Source organism: Haloarcula sp. MBLA0163 (genome assembly GCF_055632435.1).
The window spans coordinates 2,028,782-2,050,939 of record NZ_CM145745.1 but is presented as its reverse complement, the minus strand read 5'-3'; the positions used below and the strand labels follow the sequence as shown (position 1 = coordinate 2,050,939).

General features: G+C 69.8%; 24 protein-coding genes. 12 read left to right on the top strand and 12 right to left on the bottom strand.

Annotated features, from left to right (window positions below):
• The gene (locus ACV7GQ_RS10925; protein ID WP_470310273.1) at positions 1 to 1,074 is read right to left on the bottom strand and encodes a tubulin/FtsZ family protein; all 1,074 of its coding nucleotides are present in this window, start codon (positions 1,072 to 1,074) and stop codon (positions 1 to 3) included.
• A gap of 105 nt (positions 1,075 to 1,179) precedes the next feature.
• Positions 1,180 to 1,452, bottom strand: coding sequence for a MarR family transcriptional regulator (locus ACV7GQ_RS10920; RefSeq protein WP_470310272.1), 273 nt, complete (start codon positions 1,450 to 1,452; stop codon positions 1,180 to 1,182).
• A 139-nt stretch (positions 1,453 to 1,591) separates the two neighbouring features.
• Between ACV7GQ_RS10920 and ACV7GQ_RS10915 the strand changes: the two genes are divergently transcribed.
• Complete coding sequence (locus tag ACV7GQ_RS10915) at positions 1,592 to 2,116, top strand: type II toxin-antitoxin system RatA family toxin (RefSeq protein ID WP_470310271.1); 525 nt, start codon at positions 1,592 to 1,594, stop codon at positions 2,114 to 2,116.
• Positions 2,117 to 2,134: 18 nt separating this feature from the next.
• Here the strand turns inward: ACV7GQ_RS10915 and ACV7GQ_RS10910 are convergent, their stop codons facing one another.
• Positions 2,135 to 2,824 carry a halocyanin domain-containing protein gene (locus tag ACV7GQ_RS10910; protein WP_470310270.1) on the bottom strand — a complete coding sequence of 230 codons (690 nt, stop codon included), beginning with the start codon at positions 2,822 to 2,824 and terminating at the stop codon, positions 2,135 to 2,137.
• A 151-nt stretch (positions 2,825 to 2,975) separates the two neighbouring features.
• On the opposite strand from ACV7GQ_RS10910, the gene ACV7GQ_RS10905 reads away from it, so the two are divergent.
• Positions 2,976 to 3,767: an aldo/keto reductase gene (locus tag ACV7GQ_RS10905; protein WP_470313157.1), complete on the top strand. Its 792-nt coding sequence runs from the start codon at positions 2,976 to 2,978 to the stop codon at positions 3,765 to 3,767.
• Between the two features lie 90 nt (positions 3,768 to 3,857).
• On the top strand, positions 3,858 to 4,598 hold the full coding sequence (locus tag ACV7GQ_RS10900) for a hypothetical protein (protein WP_470310269.1): 741 nt from the start codon (positions 3,858 to 3,860) through the stop codon (positions 4,596 to 4,598).
• A gap of 77 nt (positions 4,599 to 4,675) precedes the next feature.
• Here the strand turns inward: ACV7GQ_RS10900 and ACV7GQ_RS10895 are convergent, their stop codons facing one another.
• The 3 genes from ACV7GQ_RS10895 to dnaJ all read right to left on the bottom strand — a co-directional run bounded on the left by ACV7GQ_RS10895 (position 4,676) and on the right by dnaJ (position 6,986).
• Positions 4,676 to 4,861 (bottom strand): DUF7333 family protein, encoded by a 186-nt coding sequence (locus ACV7GQ_RS10895; RefSeq protein ID WP_470310268.1) that lies wholly within the window; start codon positions 4,859 to 4,861, stop codon positions 4,676 to 4,678.
• Between the two features lie 155 nt (positions 4,862 to 5,016).
• Entirely contained in the window at positions 5,017 to 5,760 is a 744-nt protein-coding gene (locus tag ACV7GQ_RS10890; RefSeq protein ID WP_470310267.1) for a hypothetical protein, read from the bottom strand.
• Positions 5,761 to 5,831: 71 nt separating this feature from the next.
• Positions 5,832 to 6,986 carry a molecular chaperone DnaJ gene (dnaJ, locus tag ACV7GQ_RS10885; protein ID WP_470310266.1) on the bottom strand — a complete coding sequence of 385 codons (1,155 nt, stop codon included), beginning with the start codon at positions 6,984 to 6,986 and terminating at the stop codon, positions 5,832 to 5,834.
• Positions 6,987 to 7,097: 111 nt separating this feature from the next.
• Here dnaJ and ACV7GQ_RS10880 point away from each other — a divergent pair, with 111 nt between their 5' ends.
• Together ACV7GQ_RS10880 and ACV7GQ_RS10875 are read left to right on the top strand one after the other, a co-directional pair.
• Positions 7,098 to 7,619 carry a hypothetical protein gene (locus tag ACV7GQ_RS10880; RefSeq protein ID WP_470310265.1) on the top strand — a complete coding sequence of 174 codons (522 nt, stop codon included), beginning with the start codon at positions 7,098 to 7,100 and terminating at the stop codon, positions 7,617 to 7,619.
• Between the two features lie 67 nt (positions 7,620 to 7,686).
• Complete coding sequence (locus ACV7GQ_RS10875; RefSeq protein WP_470310264.1) at positions 7,687 to 9,426, top strand: Rieske (2Fe-2S) protein; 1,740 nt, start codon at positions 7,687 to 7,689, stop codon at positions 9,424 to 9,426.
• A gap of 60 nt (positions 9,427 to 9,486) precedes the next feature.
• Here ACV7GQ_RS10875 and dnaK read toward each other — a convergent pair whose 3' ends face one another.
• From dnaK to ACV7GQ_RS10855, 4 genes are all read right to left on the bottom strand, one after another.
• Positions 9,487 to 11,400, bottom strand: coding sequence for a molecular chaperone DnaK (gene dnaK, locus ACV7GQ_RS10870; RefSeq protein WP_470310263.1), 1,914 nt, complete (start codon positions 11,398 to 11,400; stop codon positions 9,487 to 9,489).
• Between the two features lie 213 nt (positions 11,401 to 11,613).
• A complete protein-coding gene (locus tag ACV7GQ_RS10865) occupies positions 11,614 to 12,285 on the bottom strand; it encodes a nucleotide exchange factor GrpE (protein WP_470310262.1) in 672 nt (223 codons plus the stop codon).
• 42 nt (positions 12,286 to 12,327) lie between these two features.
• On the bottom strand, positions 12,328 to 12,948 hold the full coding sequence (locus ACV7GQ_RS10860; protein ID WP_470310261.1) for a hypothetical protein: 621 nt from the start codon (positions 12,946 to 12,948) through the stop codon (positions 12,328 to 12,330).
• A 51-nt stretch (positions 12,949 to 12,999) separates the two neighbouring features.
• Positions 13,000 to 13,191: a DUF1328 domain-containing protein gene (locus tag ACV7GQ_RS10855; protein WP_470310260.1), complete on the bottom strand. Its 192-nt coding sequence runs from the start codon at positions 13,189 to 13,191 to the stop codon at positions 13,000 to 13,002.
• Between the two features lie 123 nt (positions 13,192 to 13,314).
• On the opposite strand from ACV7GQ_RS10855, the gene ACV7GQ_RS10850 reads away from it, so the two are divergent.
• From ACV7GQ_RS10850 to ACV7GQ_RS10830, 5 genes are all read left to right on the top strand, one after another.
• Positions 13,315 to 14,094 (top strand): YihY/virulence factor BrkB family protein, encoded by a 780-nt coding sequence (locus ACV7GQ_RS10850; RefSeq protein WP_470310259.1) that lies wholly within the window; start codon positions 13,315 to 13,317, stop codon positions 14,092 to 14,094.
• A gap of 42 nt (positions 14,095 to 14,136) precedes the next feature.
• Positions 14,137 to 15,471 (top strand): DEAD/DEAH box helicase family protein, encoded by a 1,335-nt coding sequence (locus ACV7GQ_RS10845; protein ID WP_470310258.1) that lies wholly within the window; start codon positions 14,137 to 14,139, stop codon positions 15,469 to 15,471.
• 144 nt (positions 15,472 to 15,615) lie between these two features.
• On the top strand, positions 15,616 to 16,890 hold the full coding sequence (locus ACV7GQ_RS10840; protein WP_470310257.1) for a TIGR00341 family protein: 1,275 nt from the start codon (positions 15,616 to 15,618) through the stop codon (positions 16,888 to 16,890).
• 104 nt (positions 16,891 to 16,994) lie between these two features.
• Positions 16,995 to 18,539, top strand: coding sequence for a DUF790 family protein (locus tag ACV7GQ_RS10835; RefSeq protein WP_470310256.1), 1,545 nt, complete (start codon positions 16,995 to 16,997; stop codon positions 18,537 to 18,539).
• A gap of 104 nt (positions 18,540 to 18,643) precedes the next feature.
• Positions 18,644 to 18,853: a dodecin family protein gene (locus ACV7GQ_RS10830; protein WP_470310255.1), complete on the top strand. Its 210-nt coding sequence runs from the start codon at positions 18,644 to 18,646 to the stop codon at positions 18,851 to 18,853.
• 1 nt (position 18,854) lies between these two features.
• Here the strand turns inward: ACV7GQ_RS10830 and ACV7GQ_RS10825 are convergent, their stop codons facing one another.
• Together ACV7GQ_RS10825 and ACV7GQ_RS10820 are read right to left on the bottom strand one after the other, a co-directional pair.
• Positions 18,855 to 19,361, bottom strand: a complete 507-nt coding sequence (locus ACV7GQ_RS10825; protein WP_470310254.1) for a DUF7122 family protein — start codon at positions 19,359 to 19,361, stop codon at positions 18,855 to 18,857.
• Positions 19,358 to 20,266, bottom strand: a complete 909-nt coding sequence (locus ACV7GQ_RS10820) for an RsmB/NOP family class I SAM-dependent RNA methyltransferase (RefSeq protein ID WP_470310253.1) — start codon at positions 20,264 to 20,266, stop codon at positions 19,358 to 19,360. The genes ACV7GQ_RS10825 and ACV7GQ_RS10820 overlap by 4 nt, the downstream gene beginning before the upstream one ends.
• Before the next feature lie 141 nt (positions 20,267 to 20,407).
• Here ACV7GQ_RS10820 and ACV7GQ_RS10815 point away from each other — a divergent pair, with 141 nt between their 5' ends.
• Positions 20,408 to 21,148 carry a proteasome assembly chaperone family protein gene (locus ACV7GQ_RS10815; protein WP_470310252.1) on the top strand — a complete coding sequence of 247 codons (741 nt, stop codon included), beginning with the start codon at positions 20,408 to 20,410 and terminating at the stop codon, positions 21,146 to 21,148.
• Complete coding sequence (gene sppA, locus ACV7GQ_RS10810) at positions 21,148 to 22,143, top strand: signal peptide peptidase SppA (RefSeq protein ID WP_470310251.1); 996 nt, start codon at positions 21,148 to 21,150, stop codon at positions 22,141 to 22,143. The genes ACV7GQ_RS10815 and sppA overlap by 1 nt, the downstream gene beginning before the upstream one ends.
• Positions 22,144 to 22,158: the final 15 nt, after the last annotated feature.

Below are 22,158 nucleotides of genomic sequence, written 5' to 3'. Positions count from 1 at the left end.
CTAGAGGAGGCTGTCCAGGTCCTCGTTGTCGAACTCGTCGGGGTCGACACGCTCGCCCTGTGACTTCGCGGCCTCGTTTGCCTTCTGCATGAACTCGTCGATGCGGCCGGAGCGCTCGACGCCCGAGAGGACGACCAGCGCGGCTATCTTGTCGGACCCGAGCGGGAAGTCACCGCCACGGACCTCCATGCTGCCGGTCTGGTCCTCGACCCAGCGGCGGGCGCGTTCGACGCCCTTCCGGGAGAGGCGTTCCGGGTCGCCCGCGACGACCAGCAGTGCGGACTCGGCTTCGACGGCGTTGGGGAGGCTCATGCTCGTCAGGAGGGCGTTGCGGGTGACGCTCGTGATGGTGTTGACGTTCTCGCCGGGGTCCTCGCTGGCCTGTGCGCTGGCGTAGCCGATGGAGGAGATGCCGCCGCCCCGGAGCGTGTTAATTATCTCCGAGGAGTCGACGACGCTCTCGCCGACGCCCTCGACGGCCTCACCGGAGGCGAGCAGGAGGCCGACCCGCTGGGAGATGGCGTCGTTGATGCGCTCGTACCCCTCGGCGACGCTGTCGCCGCTCCCGCGCCACGCGTCGTTGTCGACGAGCAGGAGGGAGTCGGCCTCGCGGGCGGCCGTCTTGAGCGAGCGACCGGCGTTGGCCTGGTAGAGACCGCCTTCGTCCTTGCCCGGGAGGATGCCGAGGACGTAGACGGGCATCTCGTAGATGCGCTTCAGTTCGCGGGCCAGCATCGGCGCGCCCCCCGAGCCGGTCCCGCCGCCGAGGCCGGCGACGACGACGACAGCCTCCGCCTCGGTGGTGATGCGGCCGTCGAGGTTGTCGAGCACCTCCGTCGCGTTCTCCTGCATTATCTGAGCGCCCAGTTCGTTGTCGCCACCGACACCGTGGCCCTTCACCCGGTCCTGGCCGATGAGGGCCGTGTCGATGTCGAGGTTCTGGAGGTCCGGTCGGGCCGTGTTCACCGCGAGCGCGCCGCGGACGGCGTCGAACCCCATGTCGTAGTCGAATTCTGCGAGGGACTGTGTGACCTTCCCACCGGCCTGTCCCACACCAATCAGGACGACTTTCATGTGCAAGGTCTCTGTCGGGGAACTAATCAACGTTGCCCCGCTGGCGGACGACGGCCAGCCCACACCGGTCGCTGGGGAACGCTCAGCGACCCACCGCGGGCGTGCTCACTCGATGCTGAGCGTGTAGATGCGCTTTCGCGCGTCCGCGAAGGAGAACCGGGAGTCGACGACGCCGACCTCTTCGAGACGGTTCAGCGCGTACCGGACGGTACGGGGCGGCAGCAACGTCTCGTCGGCGAGTTGGCTCTGGGTGAGCGTCTCGTTGTACTCCAGCACCTTCGCGACGAGTTTCGCGCTCGGCGGCAGGTCTCTGACGGCCTCCCACCCGACCGCGTCGTCGTCCTCGTCGTCGACGTGTTGGACGTCGGATGCACTCATGTGCTCTCCCCTATCGCATACAGGATAATAATATTTCTCCTTCTGTCTCATGCGTACCAGAAATCTTCCGGCAACATTATCGGCCGCGTTCGGCGGTCACGCCCGAAAGTTTACCTCCGGACCCCACCGCATTGCGCGTGTGGACGAAGTCGAGGTCAGCACGGTCGTGTACGCACCCCCCGAGGAGATGTACGAGTTCCTGCTCGACTTTCCGGGGTACGCGCGCTACTCGGAGTACATCGACCGGGTCACGCAGGACGGTGACGGGACGCCGGGGACCAACTACGACCTCGTGTTCTCGTGGTGGAAGCTCACCTACACCGCGCGCTCGGAGGTGACCGGCGTCGACGAACCCGAACGCATCGACTGGCGCATCGTCAAGGACATCGACGCCGACGGGTACTGGCAGGTCGAGGAGGTGCCCGCGCCCGACGGCGTCGACGTCGCCTCGCGGGTCGTCCTCCACATCGAGTTCGACCCCGACTCGGCGTCGTCGAACGCCGTCGACCTGCCGAGACTCGTCTCGCTGGACTGGGTCGTCGAGAAGGTCAAGCCGCTGATCCGCAAGGAGGCGACGCGGATCGTCGAGCGGGTCGTCGCGGACATCGAAGGACAGCGTCGCGACGTCGACCTGGAGATACACACCGGACCGGACTCGGTCTGAGTCTCTAGTACCCGTCTGTCACTCCACGTCGGGGGTCTCGTAGTCGCCGCCGTACCGCATGAAGAAGTACGCGAGCCCCAGCGTCGCGACCATCACGAACGACGTGGCGACGCCGAGCGTCTTCGCGCTGCCCGGGACCTCGGGGGAGCCACCGCCCCCGCCGCCCCCGCCGCCACCGCCGCCCGAGGTCGGGTAGTCGGTGCCGACGACGATGGCACCCTTCATGCCGAGCCCCTCGTGGGGGACACAGACGTACTTGAAGATGCCGTCGTTCTCGAAGGTGTGTTCGTAGTTGACGCCGGAGGAGGCGACCGCCGACCCGGAGTCGAGGGGGCCGTCACCGTCGGACTTGACGTTGTGACCGCCGCCGTTGCCGGTCCACTCGAACTTGACCGTGGCGCCGTTGTCGACGTGGACCGCGGGCGGGTCGAAGGCGAACGCGCCGCCGTTGCCGTCGGCACCGACGGTGACGGTCACCTCGTCCTGTCCGGTCGCGTCGACGGTCTCACCGTCGAAGTTCCCGACGCCGCTGAACCAGCTCCCGTAGTCCGGCGGGCCGGCGCTGCCGCCACCTCCGCCGCCGTCGCTCGTGTTGTTTCCGCCGCTCTCCTGTGCAGCAGCGGTCCCCGCGGCGGCGGAGGCCGCGGTGGCCCCTGCGGCGGTCCGCATGAACGCCCGGCGAGACACGTCCGCACTACCGTCTGTCATACTCGGGCTTTGGGTGGTCCCCGTCGTCAATATGTCGGTTTCCAATCGGCCCCCGTGGCCGCTTTCCCAATCCCTTTCGGGCGCAGGCACCTGGGTCCGGTACATGTCTCGACAAGACCCGAACGCCGATAGCGTCCCGCGCGCGAGCGGGATGCCGATGCTCGGCCTCGGAACGTGGCAGAACGACGACCCCGCGGAGTGTGCGACGAGCGTCCAGACGGCGCTGGAGGCCGGCTACCGGCACGTCGACACCGCACAGGCCTACGGCAACGAGGACGCCGTCGGCGACGGCATCGCCGCGGCCGACGTCGACCGCGAGGACGTCTTCCTCGCGACGAAGGTGTGGACCTCGAACCTCGCGCACGACGACGTCCTCGACAGCGTCGCCGACAGCCTCGACGACCTCGCCGTCGACGCCGTCGACCTCCTGTACGTCCACTGGCCCAGCGGCGAGTACGACGCCGAGGAGACGCTGGCCGCGTTCGACGAACTGTACGACCAGGGGTCGATTCGCAACGTGGGCGTCTCGAACTTCGAACCCCACCACGTCGAGGAGGCGATGGACGTGCTCGACGCGCCGGTGTTCGCCAACCAGGTCGAGATGCACCCGTTCCTCCCGCAGGAGGAGCTACGCGCCCACGCCGCCGAGAACGACTACGAGCTCGTCGCCTACTCGCCGCTGGCCCGCGGCGAGGTGTTCGAGAGCGACGTGCTCACCGGAATCGCCGACGACCACGGCGTCAGCGCCGCACAGGTCAGCCTCGCGTGGCTCCGCGAGAAGGGCGTCACGGCCATCCCGAAGGCGACCGGTCGCGACCACATCGTCGACAACCTGTCGAGCATCACCCTCGACCTCTCGGACGAGGAGGTGGCCCGCATCGACGACATCGAGCGGACCGACCGCCGCGTCGACCCCGACTTCGGTCCGGACGCCTGGGACTGACGCGAGTTCGGCCGCAACCCTATCGCTGCGCTGTCAGGACGGCCGTCTCGGCCTGAAACCTTTAACGGTGGGAGGGGTAAACTGGCGGGTATGGCTACCGGGAGCGACGGGGTCGTCAGTGGGATACGCGTCGACCTCAGGCGGTTACACGAGACGTGGATGGAGATAGTTTACCCGCGCCAGCGCAACGCGGGCGACACCGTACTGGGCACGTGGACGCCGGACTCGCAGTTCGGGATGCTGCTGTACCGGCTCTGGTCGGCCGTCGGCGTCCCGGTCATCGGCCTGGTCTACCCGCTCGTGTTGCTCGGCGCGTTCGTCCGGTTCCAGACCCGTCGCATCGACGGCACGGCGACGCGACTGGGCCTCGTCGGGGTCGTCCTCCTCTCGGTCCTGGTGTGGGGCGGCCTCACCGCGCTCGCGCGCTTCGAACTGGACCTGGTCGCCGGCGGCGTCCTCGCCATCGGCCTCGCGGGCGCCGTCGCCACCGTCTCCGCGGCGCTGGCGGTCGGGACCCGCGCCCTCGGCGGCCGCGGGACGACCGTCGCGCTGGCCTACCCGTTCGCGATGACCGCCATCTTCCTCCCGCCCGTCGTCGCGGCGCTGTTCTCGAAGACGCTCGCCGCCGTCGTCCTCCCCAACAGCACCGCCCTCGCGCAGTGGCTCCTCGACAACGCGCTGGCCCCCGTCGGCCTCGCCGAGCTGTTCTCCCGGACCTTCGAGCTCGAGGGCTCGGCGTACGTGGTGATGTGGGTCGCAATCTCGTTCCCCGTCGGCTGGCTGCTGGGACTGCTGGTGACGCTCGCGGACTTCGCTCGCCCGACCGAGTAGCCGAGGAACTGTATCGGCCACCGTGTCGAGGAACGGGACAGACCGGTTCCGGTCGGTCCTCAGAATTTCTCCCCGTCTTACGCGCCGGCGCGGAACTCGCCGTACTTCATCCCGAAGAGGAACGCGACGACCGAGAAGACGATCATCGAGGGGAGGACCATCATGAACACTGTCGAGGGGGCCATCACGTTCGTGAGCATGACCGCCGCGACGGCGACAATCACGACGAGGGGGCCAACGGAGCGCGCGAAGTCGAATTCCATACCCGCTCTTACGGGCGAACGGACAAAACCGTTAAGAAATCGGAGTCATCGGGGGACCGGACCGACAGGGAGTGGCCTGGAACCGGACGGTCCGGGGGCGCACGGAGAGCCGCCTGGTTCGGCCTCTCCCCACGGTTCCGGCGGCGACTCGCGTCTCACACCGCGTCGGTCGGCCGTATCACCCGTTCCTCGGGGACGGTCGTCCCCTCGGGCGCGACGGCCACGTCGCCCTCGCCGCCTAAGAGCACCGTCGCGCCCGCCCGCATCGGCGCGAGCAGGCCGGCCACGAGCGCGCCCGCGGACGTGACCGGCGCCCGCAGCGCCACCTCGGTGTCGCCATCGAGGTCGTGGTCCGCGACGACTCGCTCGCTCGCCGCCAGCAGGTCGCCGTGCGTGTAGGTCCGGTCGCCGGCCAGCGCGGGGTCGTCGGGGCCGACCTCGCCCGGTGGCTGGAGCGGGTTCTCGCTCCACAGTTCGCGCTCGAACTGGGCGACGGTCGGGTCGTCGCTCGGCCCGCCGTAGGCCAGCGCCTTCGTCCCCGGCCCGAGCTCGTAGCGGTCGAGCCACGCCGCCGGGGCGACGAGCGCCGTCGCGTCCACCGCGCCCGGCGGGTCCACGTCGACGACAGCGCCGTCGAGCGTCGCCGCGAGGACGGCCAGCAGTGGGTCGGGGGCGTCCCCGAGCGACCCCGGTTCGTCGCCGTCGACGGGGTTCTTCGGGCCGGCGACGACGGCCACCCGGGTCCCGTGCCGGACGCCGTAGTGACGCATCAGGTTTCCGCCCTTCCAGACGTTCGTACAGAAGTCCCGATAGCTGTACGGCGCCGTTCGCTCCGGTGCGGTGAACAGGGAGCCCTCACGCCCGCGGCCGTCTGCGACGAGGTCGCCGAGTACCTGCATGTCCCTCTGTTGGGCGTCAGCGGACAAAAGCCAGACGGAACTCGCTCCGAGCGGGGTCGTCGAGCCGTCGGTTACAGCGAGTTCTTCAGTTTCTCGAAGAAGCCCTCCTCGACGTCGACCTCCTCGCCGCCGGCCTCGGCGAACTGCTCGAGGGCCTCGCGCTGCTCGTCGTTGAGGCTGTCGGGCGTGACGACCTGCACCTGCACGTAGAGGTCGCCGTTCCCCCGGCGGCGGAGACGCGGCATCCCCTTGCCCTCCAGCCGGAACACCTCGCCGCTCTGGGTGCCGGAGGGGACGTCCATCTCGACGTCGCCGTCCAGCGTGGGCACGCTGACCGTGTCGCCGAAGACGGCCTGCGGGAACGATATCGGGTGCTGGTGCGAGAGGTCGTCGCCCTCGCGCTCGAAGTCCGGGTGGTCCCGGACCGACAACTGGATGAGGAGGTCGCCGTTGGGGCCGCCCCGTTCGCCCGGTGCGCCCTCGCGCTCCATCCGGAGGCTCTGGCCGTCCTCGACGCCCGGCGGGACCTCCACCTCCAGTGTGGCCTCGTTCTGGACGGTGCCGTTCCCGCCGCAGGTCGAACAGGTCTCGTCGTACAGCGTCCCCTCGCCCTCACAGCGGCGACAGGTGGCGGTCTGCTGGACCCGCCCCATCGGGGTCTGCTGGACCCGCGTGGTCTGGCCCTGCCCGTTGCACTCCGGACAGGTCTGTGAGTCGGCGCCCGGCGGGTGTCCCTTGCCGTCGCAGTCGTCGCAGGTCTCCGGGCGCGTGACGGTCAGCTGCTTCGTGACGCCGTCGTACGCGTCTTCGAGGTCTATCTCCAGACGCGTCTGGAGGTCCTGGCCCTGCCGCGGGCGGTTGCCGCCACCGCGGCGACCGCCGCCGCCGAAGAACTGGTCGAAGATGTCCTGCATGTCGAACCCGCCGGCGCCGCCGCCGAACGGGTCGCCGCCCATCCCGCCGCGGCCGCCGGCACCGCCCCCGGCGCCGCCGCGCTTCTCGGCCTGTTCGAAGCGCTCGTGGCCCATCTGGTCGTACATCTGGCGCTTCTCCTCGTCGGTGAGCACCTCCTTGGCCTTCTTCGCCTTCTTGAACTTCTCCTCGGCGTTCGGGTCGTCGCTCACGTCCGGGTGGAACTCCCGGGCCTTCTCGCGATACGCCTCCTGTATCTCGTCCTCGGAGGCGTCCCGCGAGACGCCCAGTATCTCGTAGAAATCCTGACTCATTCGTTGTGCGTGGATACTGGATTCAGCCACTTCAACGGAACGGGTCTGGTACCGGTCGCTACCGACGCGTGACCGGGGCGCTTATCTCCGTGCCGCTGGAGGGTTGCACCAATGAGGGGGACTCCCCGGTCGGACTCGCGCGGAGTCGTGACCGTCGAACGCGTCGCCGTCTGGCTACTGGCGGCGCTGGCCGTGGCGGGGCTGGCGGCGCTCGTCGCCGGCCCCGGCGCCGACCTGCGGACGGCGACTCCCAGCGTCGACGTGCAGGGCACCTACGACGCCGAGGCCGGGGCGGTCACGGTGTCACACGCGGGCGGGGACCGGCTGACGGCCACGAGCACGACCCGACTCGCCGTCGTCGTCACGGACGTAGACCGCAACGCGACGACGGCCCTCACGTGGGCAGACGAGGAGGCCGAGTTCCCCGTCACCGCGGGTGACGCCTTCACCGTCGACGACCCGCGCGTCGACGGCGACGGCGACGGCGACTACCTCGACGGCGACGGGTCGGTCGGCTTCTACCTCGACGCGGGCGACACCGTCGCCGTCGTCTGGACGGGTCGACTCGTCGGTGCCCCGAACGAACGGACGGCGACGCTGGGGACGGTCACGGTCGGGAACGGGACCGGATAACTGTCGGGAACCCAACTCGAAGTCGTTTCGGCGAATCTTTACACTCGTCTGTGTCGACCGTTCACACATGGCTACCGAGGACGCCTACCGCGAACTGTTCCCCCTTGACCACCTCGCCGAGAACGCGCCGCAGGTGGCGCGGGTCGGCGGGCGGTCCATCGCCCTCTTCCACCACGAGGACACCGTCTACGCCGTCGACAACCGCTGTCCGCACATGGGGTTTCCCCTCTCGCAGGGGACCGTCGACGACGGCCTGTTGACCTGCCACTGGCACCACGCGCGCTTCGAGCTGGCCCGCGGTGACACGCTGGACCCGTGGGCCGACGACGTCCAGACGTTCCCCGTCGAGATACGCGACGGCGACGTGTACGTCGACCCCGACCCCGAACCGGACGTGCCGCCCGAGACCCACTGGCGGAACCGACTGGCCGACGCGATGCAGGAGGACATCGACCTCGTCGCGGCGAAGGCCATCATCAACTTGGACGACCTCGGCGAGGGCTTCTCGACGCCGCTGGAGACCGCCGTGGACTTCGGGACGACGTACCGCTCGATGGGGTGGGGCCGCGGTCTGACGACGCTCGGTGCGATGGCGAACCTCTACGACGACGTGGCCCACGACGAGAAACTGCGGGCGATGTACGTCGGCGTCACCGAAGTCGCCGACGACTGCTCGGGCGAACCGCCGCGCTTCGACCAGTACGAACTCAGCAACGACGCCCTCTCGAAGGCCCGCCTGAAGTCGTGGTTCCGCGAGACCTGCGAGGTCCGTGACGGCGACGGCGCCGAGCGCTGCCTCCGCACCGCGGCCGCCGTCCTCCCGCCCGACGAGGTGGTCGAGGTCCTGCTGGCCGCGGCGACGGACCACCTCTACATGAACGCGAGCCACACGCTCGACTTCGTGAACAAGGCCGTCGAGACGCTCGACCACGTCGGGTGGGGGAACGCCGAGGACGTCCTCGCCTCGCTCGTCGACCAGTTCACCGACGCCAGCAGGAGCGAGGAGCTCTCCCAGTGGCGCCAGCCGATAGACGTGGCGGCCCTGTGTTTCGACGCCCACGACGCCCTCCCAGACCTCGTGGCCGCGGGCGAGGGCCGCGAGTGGGACCGACCCGACGACTTCGTCGAGACGCTGCTCGCCGACGACCCCGAGACCGTGCTCGACGCGCTCCGGACCGCCATCCGCGAGGGCGCGACGGCCGAACAGGTGACCCGCGCCGTCGCGCTGGCGGCCACCCGCCGCGTCGCCCAGTTCGCCACCAGCAACGAGTTCGGCGACTGGAACACGGTCCACCACACGTTCAGCTACGCCAACGCCGCCCACGCGCTGGCCGCCCGCACCGACGCTCTCGAGGCCTACAAGCCCTGTTTCGACGGCGCGATGTCGGTCTACCTGGACCGCTTCCTCAACACCCCGCCCGCGCCGATACCGGACGCCGGCGAGTCCGACCGCGACCCCGAGACGGTTCGCGACGACCTGCTGGCGACGTTCGACGAACAGGGCCGCGTGAACGAGGCGGGCGAACTGGTCGCCGAACACTTCGACGCGGGCGGCGACGTCGACGCGCTGAAACAGACCCTCGGCGAGGGACTGCTCCGCGAGGACGCCGGCTTCCACGAACTCCAGAACGTCGAGGCCGCGTTCCGACAGGCGGCCTTCGCTGAGACCGACGCCGAACGACGTCTCCCGCTGATTGCGACCGCCCGATACCTCGCCGCCCACTTCCCGACGCGACGCGAACGGGAGCAGACGTTCACTATCGCCCATCGCCTGTTCCGCGGCGAGTCGATTCACCGCGAGGAGTAGCGCGGCTACGGTCCGAGAGCATCGAAAAACGAACGCGTCTATCGGCAGACGACGCGGTGTTCAGTCCTCATCTTCGTCGTCGACGTCCTCGAAGTCGGCGTCGACGTACTCCTCGCCCTGTCCGGCCGCACCGCCCGCGGCGCCGCCTGCGGCGCCACCGGGGCCGGCGCCGCCCATGCCACCCGGTCCGGCGCCCGCGGCACCACCGGCACCGCCGGCGGCCTGCTGGGCCTGTCCGTCGTACATCTGCTTGCCGATCTCCTGCAGGGCCTCGGAGAGCTCTTCGGTCACCTGCTCGTAGTCCTCCTTGGTGGCGTCCTCGTCCTCGAGGACCTCCTCGACGTCCTCGATCTTGGCCTCGATGTCCGAGGTGAGGTCGTCGTCGAGCTCCTCCTCGTTCTCCTCGAGGAGGGTCTCGGCGCGGCGGATGGACGCCTCGGCCTCGTTACGGGCCTCGATGCGCTCGCGGCGCTGTTCGTCCTCCTCGGCGTGCTGTTCGGCCTCCTCCTGCATCTGCTCTATCTGCTCGTCGGAGAGGCCAGCGCCGCCCTCGATGGTGATGTCCTCCTTGTTACCGGAGCCCTTGTCCTCGGCCTCGACGTTGACGATGCCGTTCTCGTCGATGTTGAACGACACCTCTATCTGGGGCGTTCCGGCGGGGGCCGGCGGGATGCCAGAGAGTGTGAACGCGCCGAGCAGTTCGTTCTCCTCGGCTATCTCACGCTCGCCCTGGAAGACGCGGATCTGGACCTGCGTCTGGTTGGCCTGAGCCGTGGTGAATATCTTCGATTCCTCCGTGGGAATCGTGGTGTTCTTGTCGATGAGTCGCTCGAAGAGGCCCCCCTTGACCTCGACGCCCAGCGAGAGCGGCGTCACGTCCAGCAGGACGATGTCGTCGACGTCGCCGGAGAGGACGCCACCCTGGATGGCTGCACCCAGTGCGACGGCCTCGTCGGGGTTGACGTTCTTCTTCGGCTCCTGGCCGGTCATCTCGGCGACCTTCTCCTGGACCTGCGGCATCCGGGTGGACCCGCCGACGAGGATGACCTCGTCGATGTCGGACTTGTCGTAGCCCGCGTCCGAGAGGGCCTGCTCCGTCGGGCCGACGGTGCGCTCGATGAGGTCCTCGGTCAGGGACTCGAACGTCGCGCGGGTGAGCTTCTGTTCGAGGTCGAGGGGGCCGTCGTCGGTCGTCGCGATGAACGGGAGGTTGATGCGGGTCTCCTTGCGCGAGGAGAGTTCGACTTTGGCCTCCTCGGCGGCCTCGGTCAGCCGCTGGAGGGCCTGCCGGTCGTCGCGCAGGTCGATGCCGTGCTCGGCCTCGAACTCGTCGGCCAGGTGGTCGATGATGGCGTGGTCCCAGTCGTCGCCGCCGAGGTCGTTGTCCCCGTTGGTCGCGACGACCTCGTAGACGCCGCCGCCCAGGTCGAGGATGGAGACGTCGAACGTGCCCCCGCCGAGGTCGTAGACGAGGACGGTCTGGTCGGACTCGTCGTCGAGGCCGTAGGCCATCGCGGCCGCGGTCGGCTCGTTGACGATGCGCTCGACCTCGAAGCCGGCGATCTCGCCGGCGTCCTTCGTCGCCTGTCGCTGGCGGTCGTTGAAGTACGCCGGGACGGTGATGACGGCCTTCTCCACCTCGTCGCCGAGGTACTCCTCGGCGTCGTGCTTGATCTTCTGGAGGATCATCGCCGAGACCTGCTCGGGCGTGTACTCCTCGCCGTCGAGGGTCACCGAGTAGTCGTCCTCGCCCATGTGCCGCTTGATGGACTGTATCGTCTCGTCGGGGTTCTTGACCGCCTGGTTCTTCGCCGGCTTGCCGACGAGGCGCTCCCCGTCGTCGAACGCGACGACGGAGGGTGTCGTCCGTTCGCCTTCGCCGTTGACGATGATTTCGGGGTCGCCACCTTCCATGACCGCGAACGCGCTGTTCGTGGTCCCGAGGTCGATACCCAGAATCTTGTTGCTCGCCATCTTACCCGCTGATAGCGGACTCGGCCGGTTAAAAGTTGCTAGATGGGTCGACTCGTGAACCGCGACGAGTGGCCGCCTCCCGGCGGTTTTCGACACTCTCGACGGCGACGACCGGAGAATATATGAAGTACCGCAATCCGACCGTTCGCCGCCCTCTGGAGCGACCACTCTCGGCGGGGCGGCTCCCGCACTACCGTTCGGTCCTCGCCCCCGCTACTCCTCGCTGACGGTGACCTGGGCCTCTCGGAGTACCTTCTCGGCCATCTCGTAGCCGGGGCGGTGCACGTCGGCGATGGAGCCACCGGCCTCCTCGCTCTCGACGCGGGCCAGCACCTGATGCTGGGTCGGGTCGACGTCCTCGCCGGGTTCGGGGTCGATGACCTCGACGTTCTCCGCCGCGAGGACGTCGTCCAGCTGGCGCAGCGTCGACTCGACGCCGCTCCGGATCTCGGCGTCCTCGTCCTGCTGAAGGGCGCGTTCGAGGTTGTCCCGGACGTCGAGTATCCGCGTGACGAGGTCCTCGGTCGCGCGCTGTTTCTCCTCCTCGCGGCGCTTGTCCATCCGCTTCTTGTAGTTCTGGAACTCCGCCTGCTTGCGCTTGAGCTTGTCTTCGAGTTCCTCGGCCTCCGCCTCGAGGTCGTCGACCTGCCCTTCCAGGCTCTCGGTACGGGTCCGGAGCGCCGCGAGTTCCCGGGCGACGTCCTCGGGGTCGGACTCGGCGACGCGGTCGACCAGGTCCTCGTCGACCGGTTCGTCCGTCCCGGTCACGTCGTCGAGGTCGATGTCGTCGGCGTCGACGTCGTCGGGGGCCGCTTCCACCTCGACGTCCTCGGGAGCGTCCTCGCTCGACGGGGTCTCCTCCTCGGCGGCGTCCTGCTCGGTCATACACGACAGGAGTCGTCACACGAATAAAAGGATTCAGAAACGTCACGGCCCCATGGCGAACGCGTCGTCGTCGTACCGGAACTGCGTCCGGTAGTCGTCCCACTCGTCCAGTTCCCGCAACCGGTACCTCGCGAACGGCGGGTTCCGCACGAGTTCGAGTTCGACGAGCCGCTGCCGCACCGGTTCGTAGAGCTCGGCCCACGCGAGGGTGTCGAGCCGCTCTTCCGGTGCACGCTCGTCCGGCGTGAAGCTCACGCCGTCGTCCGTGCGCTCGATGTGGCCGTACTGGTACCGGGTCCAGACGGTGTACTCGTCGAACGGGACGCTGTCGGTCGGCGGCGGCGACCGGCGGTACTGGGCTTTGAACCGCTGGTGGTCCTCGCCCCCGCCCCAGAACAGCCCTCTGGTGAGCATCTTGACGCGGCGCTCGGTGTCGACGCCGCAGTTGTAGATGACCCGGGCGTTCGTGAACTGGCGGCTCCGGAACGTCTCGGCGACGTCCTCGGCGTAGTAGCGGTCCTCCTCGTACTGGTACGGGAGCGGGGTCCGCGCCGCCCGCTGGAGCACGGTCCCTATCTCCTCGCCCCGGCGGAGGTCGTCGTGCGGTCCGCTGCCCCGCCACGTCCGCGGGTCCGTCTCGTCCGGGTCGACCCACCGGTCCATACCGAGCGTAGCCCTCGCAGGCGTATAGGTGTTGGTTCGGTTACCGGTCGCTCACAGGACGAGCGAGACCACCATGAGCACGAGGAAGATGACGACGAGTAGCTTCGCGATGCTCATGCTCAGGCCGGCGATACCACGGAACCCGGCCAGTCCGGCCACGACTGCGAGGACGAAGAAGACGAGCGCGTACTCTAAGAACTCGCCACTGAACTGGAGCGGTACCGTGGCGATAGAACTGGCCATACCGAACGTACGGACCCGGCCGAACATTGTTACCGGGCTGATAATGAGCGGTAATCTCGTCGTTAATCGGTCCCCCGCCGGTATGCTGGCAATAGCTAACCGCCGACGGCCACCGAACGGCGTATGGACGCCACCGACCGGCCGGCGACGCTCCGTGAGACGGGACGCCGGGTCGTCGCCGTCGGTCGGGAGATGGACTTCGGCCTGACGGCGGCGGCGCTCGCGTACTACGGACTGGTCGCGCTGGTCCCCGCCACCGTCCTCGCGACGGTCGCCGTGACCGCCGTCTGGGGCGAGGCGGTCGCGGATGCGCTCGTCACCGCGGCGGGCGAGACACTCTCCCCGGCGGGCACGCGGTTGCTCCGGGACGCCGTCACGGGCGCGGCCGGTCGGTGGCAGGCCTCGCTCGGGAGCGCCGTCGTCCTCGTCTGGGGCGTCCTCCGACTGTTCCGGGGGCTCGACGCCGCACTCGCCCGGGTGTACCGGACGGAGTCCTCGGTCGGCGGTCGGTTCTCCAGCGGCATCCTCGCGATGCTGGGCGTCGGCGGGGCCGTCGCCGTCATCCTCGGCGCCCGCCTCCTCGCCGACGCCACGGGCGCGACCGCGACCGGCCCGGCGGGAGCGCTGGTGCGGGTGGTCGTCGTCGCCGTCCTCCTCTGGCCGCTGTACTACACGCTCCCCGACGCGGACCTCGCCGTGACCGAGGTGCTCCCCGGCACCGTCCTCGCCGCCGGCGGATGGGAACTGCTCCGCATCGCCTTCGACCTCTACCTCGCCGTCGGGTCGCGCACGGTCTCTGGCCTGCTCGGTGCCGTCGTGCTGTTCGTGACGTGGCTGTTCTTCGGGAGCGCCATCGTCCTCGCCGGCGGGGTCCTCAACGCCGTCCTCGCCGGGCGCCGGTGACGCCGCGAAACCGTTATCGGCGGGCCCGCCGAACCGCCGTCCGTGCTGGAGTTGACCTTCGAGTCGGGCACCGTCCGACTCGACGGGGACCCGCCACCGGACCTGCCGGGCGTCGAGCGCGACGACCGCTCGAAGAGCGCCCGCGCCCCCGCCCACCGCTACGCAGACGTCCGGGCCGCGCTGGACACACGGGGGGTCGACTACACCGACCGCGTCCTCGATACGGCACCGCTCTCGCTCTCGACGACGTACGACCTGCGCGAGTACCAGCGGGCGGCGCTGTCGGCGTGGCGCGAGGCCGGTGACCGTGGCTGTCTGGAACTCCCGACCGGGAGCGGGAAGACCGTCGTCGGCATCGCGGCGATGGTGGCCCTGGACACGCCGACGCTCGTCGTCGTCCCGACCATCGACCTGCTGGAGCAGTGGCAGCGCGAACTCGAACGGGAGTTCGACCGCCCCATCGGCCGGCTGGGCGGCGGCGAGCAACGCGTCGAGTCGGTCACCGTCGCCACCTACGACTCGGCGTACCTCCGGGCCGACGAACTGGGCGACCGGTTCGGCCTCGTCGTCTTCGACGAGGTCCACCACCTCGGCGGCGAGGGGTACCGCGACATCGCCCGACTGCTGGCCGCGCCGGCCCGGATGGGTCTCACGGCGACGTTCGAGCGCCCCGACGGCGCCCACGAGGTCGTCGAGACGCTCGTCGGCCCCCTCGTCTACGACCTCTCGGTCGACGACCTCGCCGGCGACCACCTCGCGGACTACGACATCAAGCGCGTCGCGGTCGAACTCACCGACGACGAACGGGAGCGCTACGAGGCCGAACAGGGGACGTTCACGGACTACCTGCAGCGGTCTGACATCCAGTTGCGCTCGGGGAGCGACTACCAGGAACTGGTCAAGCGCTCGGGCACCGACCCCGCCGCCCGCGAGGCCCTGCTGGCGAAGCAGCGCGCCCGGGAGGTGATGATGAACGCCCAGCGGAAGGTCGACCGACTGGCCGACATCCTCGACCGACACCGGGGGGACCGCGTCATCGTCTTCACCGCCTACACGGACCTCGTCTACCGCCTCTCCGAGCGGTTCCTCCTGCCGGCCATCACCCACGAGACGGGGGCGAGCGAGCGCCGCGAGATTCTGGAGCGGTTCCGCGAGGGCACCTACTCCCGGGTGGTGACCGCGAACGTCCTCGACGAGGGCGTCGACGTCCCCGACGCGAACGTCGCCGTCGTCCTCTCGGGGAGCGGGAGCGAGCGGGAGTTCACCCAGCGACTCGGGCGCATCCTGCGCCCGAAAGACGACGGCGGACGGGCGCTCCTCTACGAACTCGTCACCGAGTCGACGGCCGAGGAGCGCGTGGCCCGCCGGCGCCGGTAGCGCTCGCACTCTCGGGGGCCGGCCGTCGGTAGGTCGACCCACGGCCGCATAGGAGCCGCATAAATAACGGGGTACGGTGGGTTGACCGAGACGGATGCAGTCGGTTTTCTCTCTCGGCTCGACGGTCGCGCGGAGGCGCGAGCGGTGCGACTGATACAGATACGGGTCGAAGACGAGGACCTCGCGACGGTGCGGGAGGTCCTCGACGACCGCGAGATAAGCTACGTCCAGACGGACGAGGAGAGCGCCGACGGCGAGGCCTCGCTCCTCCAGTTCCCCATCCCACCGGAGGCCGTCGACGAGGTGTTCGAGGAACTGGAGGCGGCGGGGCTGGACCCCGACCGGTACGCCGTCGTCGCCACCGCGGAGACGGCCAGGCCGGACCAGTCCGTCGCCGCGGAGGACCACGAGGACCGCATCTCCCACGACGAACTGCGGGGCCGGGCGGTCGGGATGAACCCCGGCGTCGTGACCTACTACGGGATGACCGTCCTGAGCGCGGTGGTCGCGACGGCTGGCCTCCTGCTGGACTCGCCGGCCATCGTCGTCGGGTCGATGGTCATCGCGCCGCAGGTCGGGTCGGCGCTCATCGCCGCGGTCGGGACGACGCTGGACGACCGACCGCTGGTACGGGAGGGGTTCCGCGACCAGATACTCGGCCTCTTACTGGCCGTCGTGAGCGCGGCCGCGTTCGGGGTCGCCGTGCGGAACGTCGGATTCGTCCCCGGTCAGTTGCGCGTGACGACGGTCCAGCAGATTGCCCAGCGCATCTCGCCGGGCTTTCTCTCGCTGGCCGTCGGGCTGTGTGCAGGCGCTGCCGGCGCGGTCGGGCTGGCGACGGCGCTCCCGGTCTCGCTCGTCGGCGTGATGATTGCCGCGGCGCTCATCCCGGCCGCGGCCGCCGTCGGCGTCGGCATCGCCTGGGGCCTCCCGGCGGTGGCGCTCGGCGCTGGCATCCTCCTGCTGGTGAACGCCGCGTCCATCAACCTCACCGGCTTCCTCGTCCTCTGGGGCCTCGGCTTCCGACCCCGGGACTGGCCCGACGGCCGCCCGTCGCTGGGCACGGCGCGCAGGTACGCCCCGACGGCGATGGCGCTGCTCGTCCTGCTGGCGACGTTCGCCGGCGCGAGCACGGTGACGGTGCGACAGATGCAGGTCGAGACGTCGGTCAACGACGCCGTCGAGGAGGTGCTGGCGGAGGCGGCGTACGAGGACCTCCACCTGCTTTCGGTCCGGACCCGATTCGGCGGCGTCAGCGTCTACCGACTCGACCGCGAGGTATCCGTGGAGGTGAGTCGGCCCGACGACGCGGCCTATCCGTCGTTGGCCGACAGGCTGGCGGCCGAAGTAACCGAGGCCATCGACGAGGAGACGACCGTCGAGGTGACGTTCGTCGATCGGCAGGCTTCCGCGTCGTAGCGCGACTACGCCGTCGGCCGGGCCGTCGCCGTCGGGTCGCCGGCGTCGCTGCACCGCCCGAGCGACACGCGGCGTTTTTGTCCGTCGCCGCCGGAGTGGGTGACGTGCTGACGAAGGACCTCCTGCGCGTCTCGCGGGCCGGCGGCGGCTACCACCCGCAGTTCGTCGACGACGCTCGGGAGCGACTCGCCGCCCGCGTCCTCGGCGTGTATCAGGGCCACGTCGGCGAGACGCGGGCCGACCTGCAGGCGGCGCTGACCGACCTCGAGGGCGAGGCCGAGGACTTCAAACTCGTCCGCGGGTTCGCGAAGCTCGTCGAACGGGAGGCCACCTTCGAGACGCGGGCGGCGGTCCCGCCGGAGCGGGCGCGACGACGGGTGTTCGAGGCCGCAGAGGCCGTCGGCGTCGTCACCGAAGCGGAGCGACGCGAGGCCCTCGACCGGGCGGCGGACAGGCTCGGCGTGGACGCCGAGGCCACGGCGGCCGCCCTGTACGCCGACCTGGAGGACCGGCAGGTGCTCACCGACGTCGACTCGCGCTGGACACCGGCCGACCTCGTCACGCAGTACAACCTCTCGCTGGCCCAGACGGCGCTGTTCGACGCCACGGAGGTCCGGGTGCGCTCCTCGGACCCGACCACGCTCGTCTCGGCGGTCAAGCGGCTCCGCCTCATGTACGAGATACGGACGACGCCGACGGGCCGGGAGGTGGTCGTCACCGGCCCGGACGCCCTGTTCTCGAACACGCGCCGCTACGGCACGCGCTTCGCTCGCCTCCTGCGGACCGTCGCGCAGGCGAGCGAGTGGGAGCTGACGGCGACGGTCGACGACCGCGGGACGGAGCGCGAACTCCACCTCTCGGACGCCGACGTATCGGTCCCCGGCGTCGACCCGGTGACAGAGGTCACGTACGACAGCGGCGTCGAGGCCGACTTCGCCGCCCGGTTCTCGGCGCTGGGGCTGGACTGGCGGCTGGTCCGCGAACCCGAACCGCTCGAGGCGGGCGAACACGTCGTCGTCCCCGACTTCGCCTTCGAGTGGGCGCCGGGCGGCGACGGAACGGTGCGAGACACCACCGACCCCGACGCCCCGTTCCGCGTCTTCTTCGAGGTGATGGGCTTCTGGACGCCGGAGTACGTCGCGAAGAAGCTCGACCGCCTCGCCGCGATGGCGGGCGTCGAGATGCTGGTCGCCGTCGACGAGTCGCTGGGCGTCGGCGAGGCCATCGAGGCCAGCGACCACCGCGCGATCCCGTACTCCGGGACGGTCCGGGTCAAGGACGTCCGGGACGTCCTCCGGCCCTACGAGGACGAACTGGTCGCCGAGAGCGCGGCGGACATCCCCGACGAACTGCGGCCCGACGCCGACGTGGTGTCGCTCGCGGCGCTCGCCGAGGAGTACGGCGTCAGCGAGGAGGCCGTCGAGGACAAGACGTTCCCGGCCCACGAGCGCGTCGGCCGCACGCTGCTTCGACCGACGGTGCTCGAGGACCTCGGCGACGAAATCGAGGCCGGGATGGCCCTCTCGGACGCGGCGACCGTCCTCGAGGGGTACGGCGTCGACGACGACAGCGCCGTCCTCGCACGCCTCGGCTACCGCGTCGAGTGGGAGGGACTGGGCGGCGGGACCGTCCGAGAGCGCGAGGGCTGAGGCGGGGTAAGGCCGACCCCGCGCTCGGCTAACACCGGCCTACCTCGCCGCGTCGGCGATAGCCGAAGCATAGCTAAGCCGTCGCTCCCTCGACTGGGGACCGCATGACAGCAGTCAAGATAGTCACGGTACTGGGCACGTCCACGGAGTCGTGGGAGGACGCCGCCCGCGAAGCGGTCGCACAGGCCAGCGAGACCATCGAGGACATCCACGGGGTCGAAGTCGAGGACTGGACGGCCAACGTCGAGGACGGACAGATAACGGAGTACAAGACCACCGTCGAGGTGGCGTTCCCCGTCCACCACCAGCAGTGACCTAGTCGTCGAGGTCCCGCCGCCGCCCTTTCGGGACCTGCGAGCGGAGTTCGCCGTAGACGTACAGGCCGACGCCGACGGGTTCGGTTCGCCCCGCGAGGTCGTGGGTGACGACGAGATACCCCCAGTCGCCCTCCCAGTCGAGCTCCTGGTCGTGGCCGGCGGCGAACGCCGTCGCCTCGCCCTCGGAGAGGTGGACGACGTTCTCCGTGGCGCGGTCGCCGAACCGCTGGACGGCCTCCAGCGTCGGCTTCCAGTGTTCCTGCCGCGTCCGGAGGAACGTCATCCCCAGTCCCTCGACGTCGACGGGCGACGGCGGGTCGCCGCGGTAACACCATATCTTCCCGGCCCCGCGCTCCCAGAAGGTGTGGTCGGCGAACGTCTCCCGTGGGACGCCGAAGCGGTCCGCCCAGAAGTCCAGCACCTCCTCGCGGGTCGCCCGCCCGTCGTCCTCGCGCTCGGCTGCCGTTGCGGGCAGGCGGGTGAACTGCGTGCTGTCGTTGCTCATCCCGTCACCTCCAGTTTCGCACAGAAGAACCCGCCCGTGTCGTTGTGGTGCGGGTAGATGCGTTTGGCCTTCGCTACGCTCGGGTCGAACGCCTCGTCCTCCCACTCGGTGACGCCCTCGCGGTGGGTCAGGTCGAGGTCGTAGTCGACGACGCTGCAGTCCTCCTCGGCCAGCGCGTAGTCGAGCACCGCTTCGTTCTCCTCCGGGGCGAACGTACACGTCGAGTAGACGACGGTGCCGCCCGGTTTCGTCGCCTGCACGGCCCGCGTGAGGATGCCCTTCTGGACGCCGGCGATGCCCTCGACGTGCGAGAGCGACCAGTCGTCGAAGGCGTCGCGGTTCTTCCGGATGGTCCCCTCACAGGAACAGGGGACGTCGACGAGCGCGCGGTCGTACTCGGCGCCGCCGAAGGGCTTCAGCGAGTGGTTGCGGCCGTCCTCGTGGGTGACGGCGACGTTCGTCGCGCCCAGTCGCTCGGTGTTCGACCGGAGCGCAGAGATGCGCCCGAGGTTGTTGTCCGTCGCCACCACCTCGCCGGTGTCGTCCATCTGGGCCGACAGCTGGGTGGTCTTCGTCCCCGGCGCGGCGCAGGCGTCCCACACCCGCTCGCCGGGCTGAGCGTCGAGGACGGTGGCCGGTACCGCCGACACCTCCTCCTGTCCGTGAATCCACCCGTGGAAGTACGGCCAGTTCCGCCCGGGCGAGTCCTCGGGCAGGACGAACAGCAGGTCGTGCCAGTCCACCGGGTCGTAGGCGACGCCGGCCTCGTCCAGAGCCGTCCGTACGTCCGCGACGGTGGCCTTGAGGGTGTTGACCCGTATCGCCGACGGGAGGGGGCGGTCGCAGGCCGCCCGGAACGCCGCCCAGTCGTCGACGATGGGGCGATACCGTTCGATGGGTTCCATTGGAACGGGGTTCGGCGGGAGTCTGTTTGTGGGTTTCGAAGCTGTGGACGGCGTCTCGACGGGCCGACGCCTCGGTTCCTCGCCCGGACTCGGCCCCCAGTAGCCATGCCTTTCAAGCGTACGGCGGTCCTGTCTCCGGGTATGGCACACGTACAGGTCCATCGGGACGACGTCGAACTCGACGAGCCGACGCTCGTCGAGGGGCTCCCAGGGGTGGGACTGGTCGGCAAGATAGCGGCCGACCATCTGGTCGACGCCTACGACATGGTCCACTACGGGACGGCCCACTGCGAGGGTCTCCCGGAGATTGCGGTGTACAGCGAAGGCGACCCGACGGTCAAGGCGCCGGTCCGCATCTACGCCGACGAGGAGCGCGACCTGCTGGTCCTCCAGAGCGACGCGCCCGTCTCGCCGTCGGCCGCAGAGGAGTTCGCCACGTGCATGGTCGGGTGGTTCGTCAGCCACGACGTGACGCCGATATTCCTCAGCGGAATGCCCGCGGAGAAGGACGGCGACGTGCCGTCCGTCTACGGCATCGCCACCGGCGACGGGGCGGCCCTGCTGGAGGAGGCCGAGGTGAGCGCACCCACGGAGTCCGGCGCCGTCACCGGGCCGACGGGGGCGCTGGTCCACGAAGCCCAGCGCGTCGGCCTGACCGGCGTCGGCCTCGTCGTCGAGGCCGACCCGCAGTTCCCCGACCCGGAGGCCGCCCGCGCGCTCCTGAACACCGCCATCGGCCCGCTCGGCTCGTTCGAGGTCGACACAGAGGCGCTCGTCGAACAGGCCGAGGAGATAGGACAGGCCAAAGAACGGCTGGCCGAACAGATGCGCGAGGCCGACGAGGAGAGCACGAGCGCGCGACCGCTGGGGATGTATCAGTAATGGTGGACGCCGACACACTCGAACGCGGGGGTATCGTCCTCGCCGCCGTGGTCCTCGCGGTGCTGCTGGGCTGGGTCGTCTTCGTCGCCATCCCCGACGACTTCGCCGAACTGGTCGGCGTCCTGTTGGTGCTGGCGACGGTGGTCGTCGCCGCCCGCTTCGGGAGCAACGTCGCCGGCTCGGTCGTCCCGGCCCACAACGTGGCGGAGGTCGCCGTCGAGGGCCCCATCTCGCGGGACGGCGGTGGCGGCATCACGAGTCCGCCGGTCGGCGCCAGCGCCGACGACGTGGTCGAGCAGATAGAGCGGGCCGACGAGGACACGGGCGCCGATGCCCTCCTGTTGAAGCTCAACACGCCCGGCGGCGAGATCGTCCCGAGCGAGGACATCCGCCTCGCCGCCGAGCGGTTCGACGGCCCGACCGTCGCCTACGCCACCGACGTCTGTGCCAGCGGCGGCTACGACATCGCCGCCGGCTGTGACGAACTGTGGGCGCGGGAGGGCTCTATCGTCGGCTCTATCGGCGTCATCGGCTCCCGCGTCAACGCCAAGGACCTCGCCGACCGCGCCGGCCTCTCCTACGAGCAGTTCACCGCCGGCGAGTACAAGGACGCCGGGACGCCGCTGAAGGAGATGACCGAGGCGGAGCGCGAGTACCTGCAGGGCATCGTCGACGACTACTACGACCAGTTCGTCGAGACCGTCGCGGAGGGCCGCGACATGGACGACGAGACCCTCAGGGAGACCGAGGCCCGCATCTTCCTCGGGAGCGAGGCCCACGAACGGGGCCTCGTCGACGACATCGGCACCCGCGCGGACGTCGAGGACCGCCTCGAAGCACGCCTCGGCGAGGCGGTGACGGTCGCCGAGTTCGAACCCCAGCGAGGCCTGATGGGGAAACTCCGCAGCGGCGCCCAGCGCGTCGCCTTCGCGCTCGGCGCTGGTCTCGCCAGCACCGTCGACGGCGACGTCGACGGCCTCTCCTTCCGCCGCTGAGGGTCGCGAGGGTTT

What these genes read in the sequence shown, in the direction of transcription:
- ACV7GQ_RS10815 (WP_470310252.1), top strand. Translation starts at nt 20,408, where the DNA reads ATGGCACACGTACAGGTCCATCGGGACGACGTCGAACTCGACGAGCCG.
- ACV7GQ_RS10860 (WP_470310261.1), bottom strand. Translation starts at nt 12,948, where the DNA reads ATGGACCGGTGGGTCGACCCGGACGAGACGGACCCGCGGACGTGGCGG.
- ACV7GQ_RS10900 (WP_470310269.1), top strand. Translation starts at nt 3,858, where the DNA reads ATGGCTACCGGGAGCGACGGGGTCGTCAGTGGGATACGCGTCGACCTC.
- ACV7GQ_RS10865 (WP_470310262.1), bottom strand. Translation starts at nt 12,285, where the DNA reads ATGACCGAGCAGGACGCCGCCGAGGAGGAGACCCCGTCGAGCGAGGAC.
- ACV7GQ_RS10925 (WP_470310273.1), bottom strand. Translation starts at nt 1,074, where the DNA reads ATGAAAGTCGTCCTGATTGGTGTGGGACAGGCCGGTGGGAAGGTCACA.
- ACV7GQ_RS10830 (WP_470310255.1), top strand. Translation starts at nt 18,644, where the DNA reads ATGACAGCAGTCAAGATAGTCACGGTACTGGGCACGTCCACGGAGTCG.
- ACV7GQ_RS10920 (WP_470310272.1), bottom strand. Translation starts at nt 1,452, where the DNA reads ATGAGTGCATCCGACGTCCAACACGTCGACGACGAGGACGACGACGCG.
- ACV7GQ_RS10890 (WP_470310267.1), bottom strand. Translation starts at nt 5,760, where the DNA reads ATGCAGGTACTCGGCGACCTCGTCGCAGACGGCCGCGGGCGTGAGGGC.
- sppA (WP_470310251.1), top strand. Translation starts at nt 21,148, where the DNA reads ATGGTGGACGCCGACACACTCGAACGCGGGGGTATCGTCCTCGCCGCC.
- dnaK (WP_470310263.1), bottom strand. Translation starts at nt 11,400, where the DNA reads ATGGCGAGCAACAAGATTCTGGGTATCGACCTCGGGACCACGAACAGC.
- ACV7GQ_RS10875 (WP_470310264.1), top strand. Translation starts at nt 7,687, where the DNA reads ATGGCTACCGAGGACGCCTACCGCGAACTGTTCCCCCTTGACCACCTC.
- dnaJ (WP_470310266.1), bottom strand. Translation starts at nt 6,986, where the DNA reads ATGAGTCAGGATTTCTACGAGATACTGGGCGTCTCGCGGGACGCCTCC.
- ACV7GQ_RS10820 (WP_470310253.1), bottom strand. Translation starts at nt 20,266, where the DNA reads ATGGAACCCATCGAACGGTATCGCCCCATCGTCGACGACTGGGCGGCG.
- ACV7GQ_RS10880 (WP_470310265.1), top strand. Translation starts at nt 7,098, where the DNA reads ATGAGGGGGACTCCCCGGTCGGACTCGCGCGGAGTCGTGACCGTCGAA.
- ACV7GQ_RS10850 (WP_470310259.1), top strand. Translation starts at nt 13,315, where the DNA reads ATGGACGCCACCGACCGGCCGGCGACGCTCCGTGAGACGGGACGCCGG.
- ACV7GQ_RS10825 (WP_470310254.1), bottom strand. Translation starts at nt 19,361, where the DNA reads ATGAGCAACGACAGCACGCAGTTCACCCGCCTGCCCGCAACGGCAGCC.
- ACV7GQ_RS10895 (WP_470310268.1), bottom strand. Translation starts at nt 4,861, where the DNA reads ATGGAATTCGACTTCGCGCGCTCCGTTGGCCCCCTCGTCGTGATTGTC.
- ACV7GQ_RS10905 (WP_470313157.1), top strand. Translation starts at nt 2,976, where the DNA reads ATGCCGATGCTCGGCCTCGGAACGTGGCAGAACGACGACCCCGCGGAG.
- ACV7GQ_RS10855 (WP_470310260.1), bottom strand. Translation starts at nt 13,191, where the DNA reads ATGGCCAGTTCTATCGCCACGGTACCGCTCCAGTTCAGTGGCGAGTTC.
- ACV7GQ_RS10910 (WP_470310270.1), bottom strand. Translation starts at nt 2,824, where the DNA reads ATGACAGACGGTAGTGCGGACGTGTCTCGCCGGGCGTTCATGCGGACC.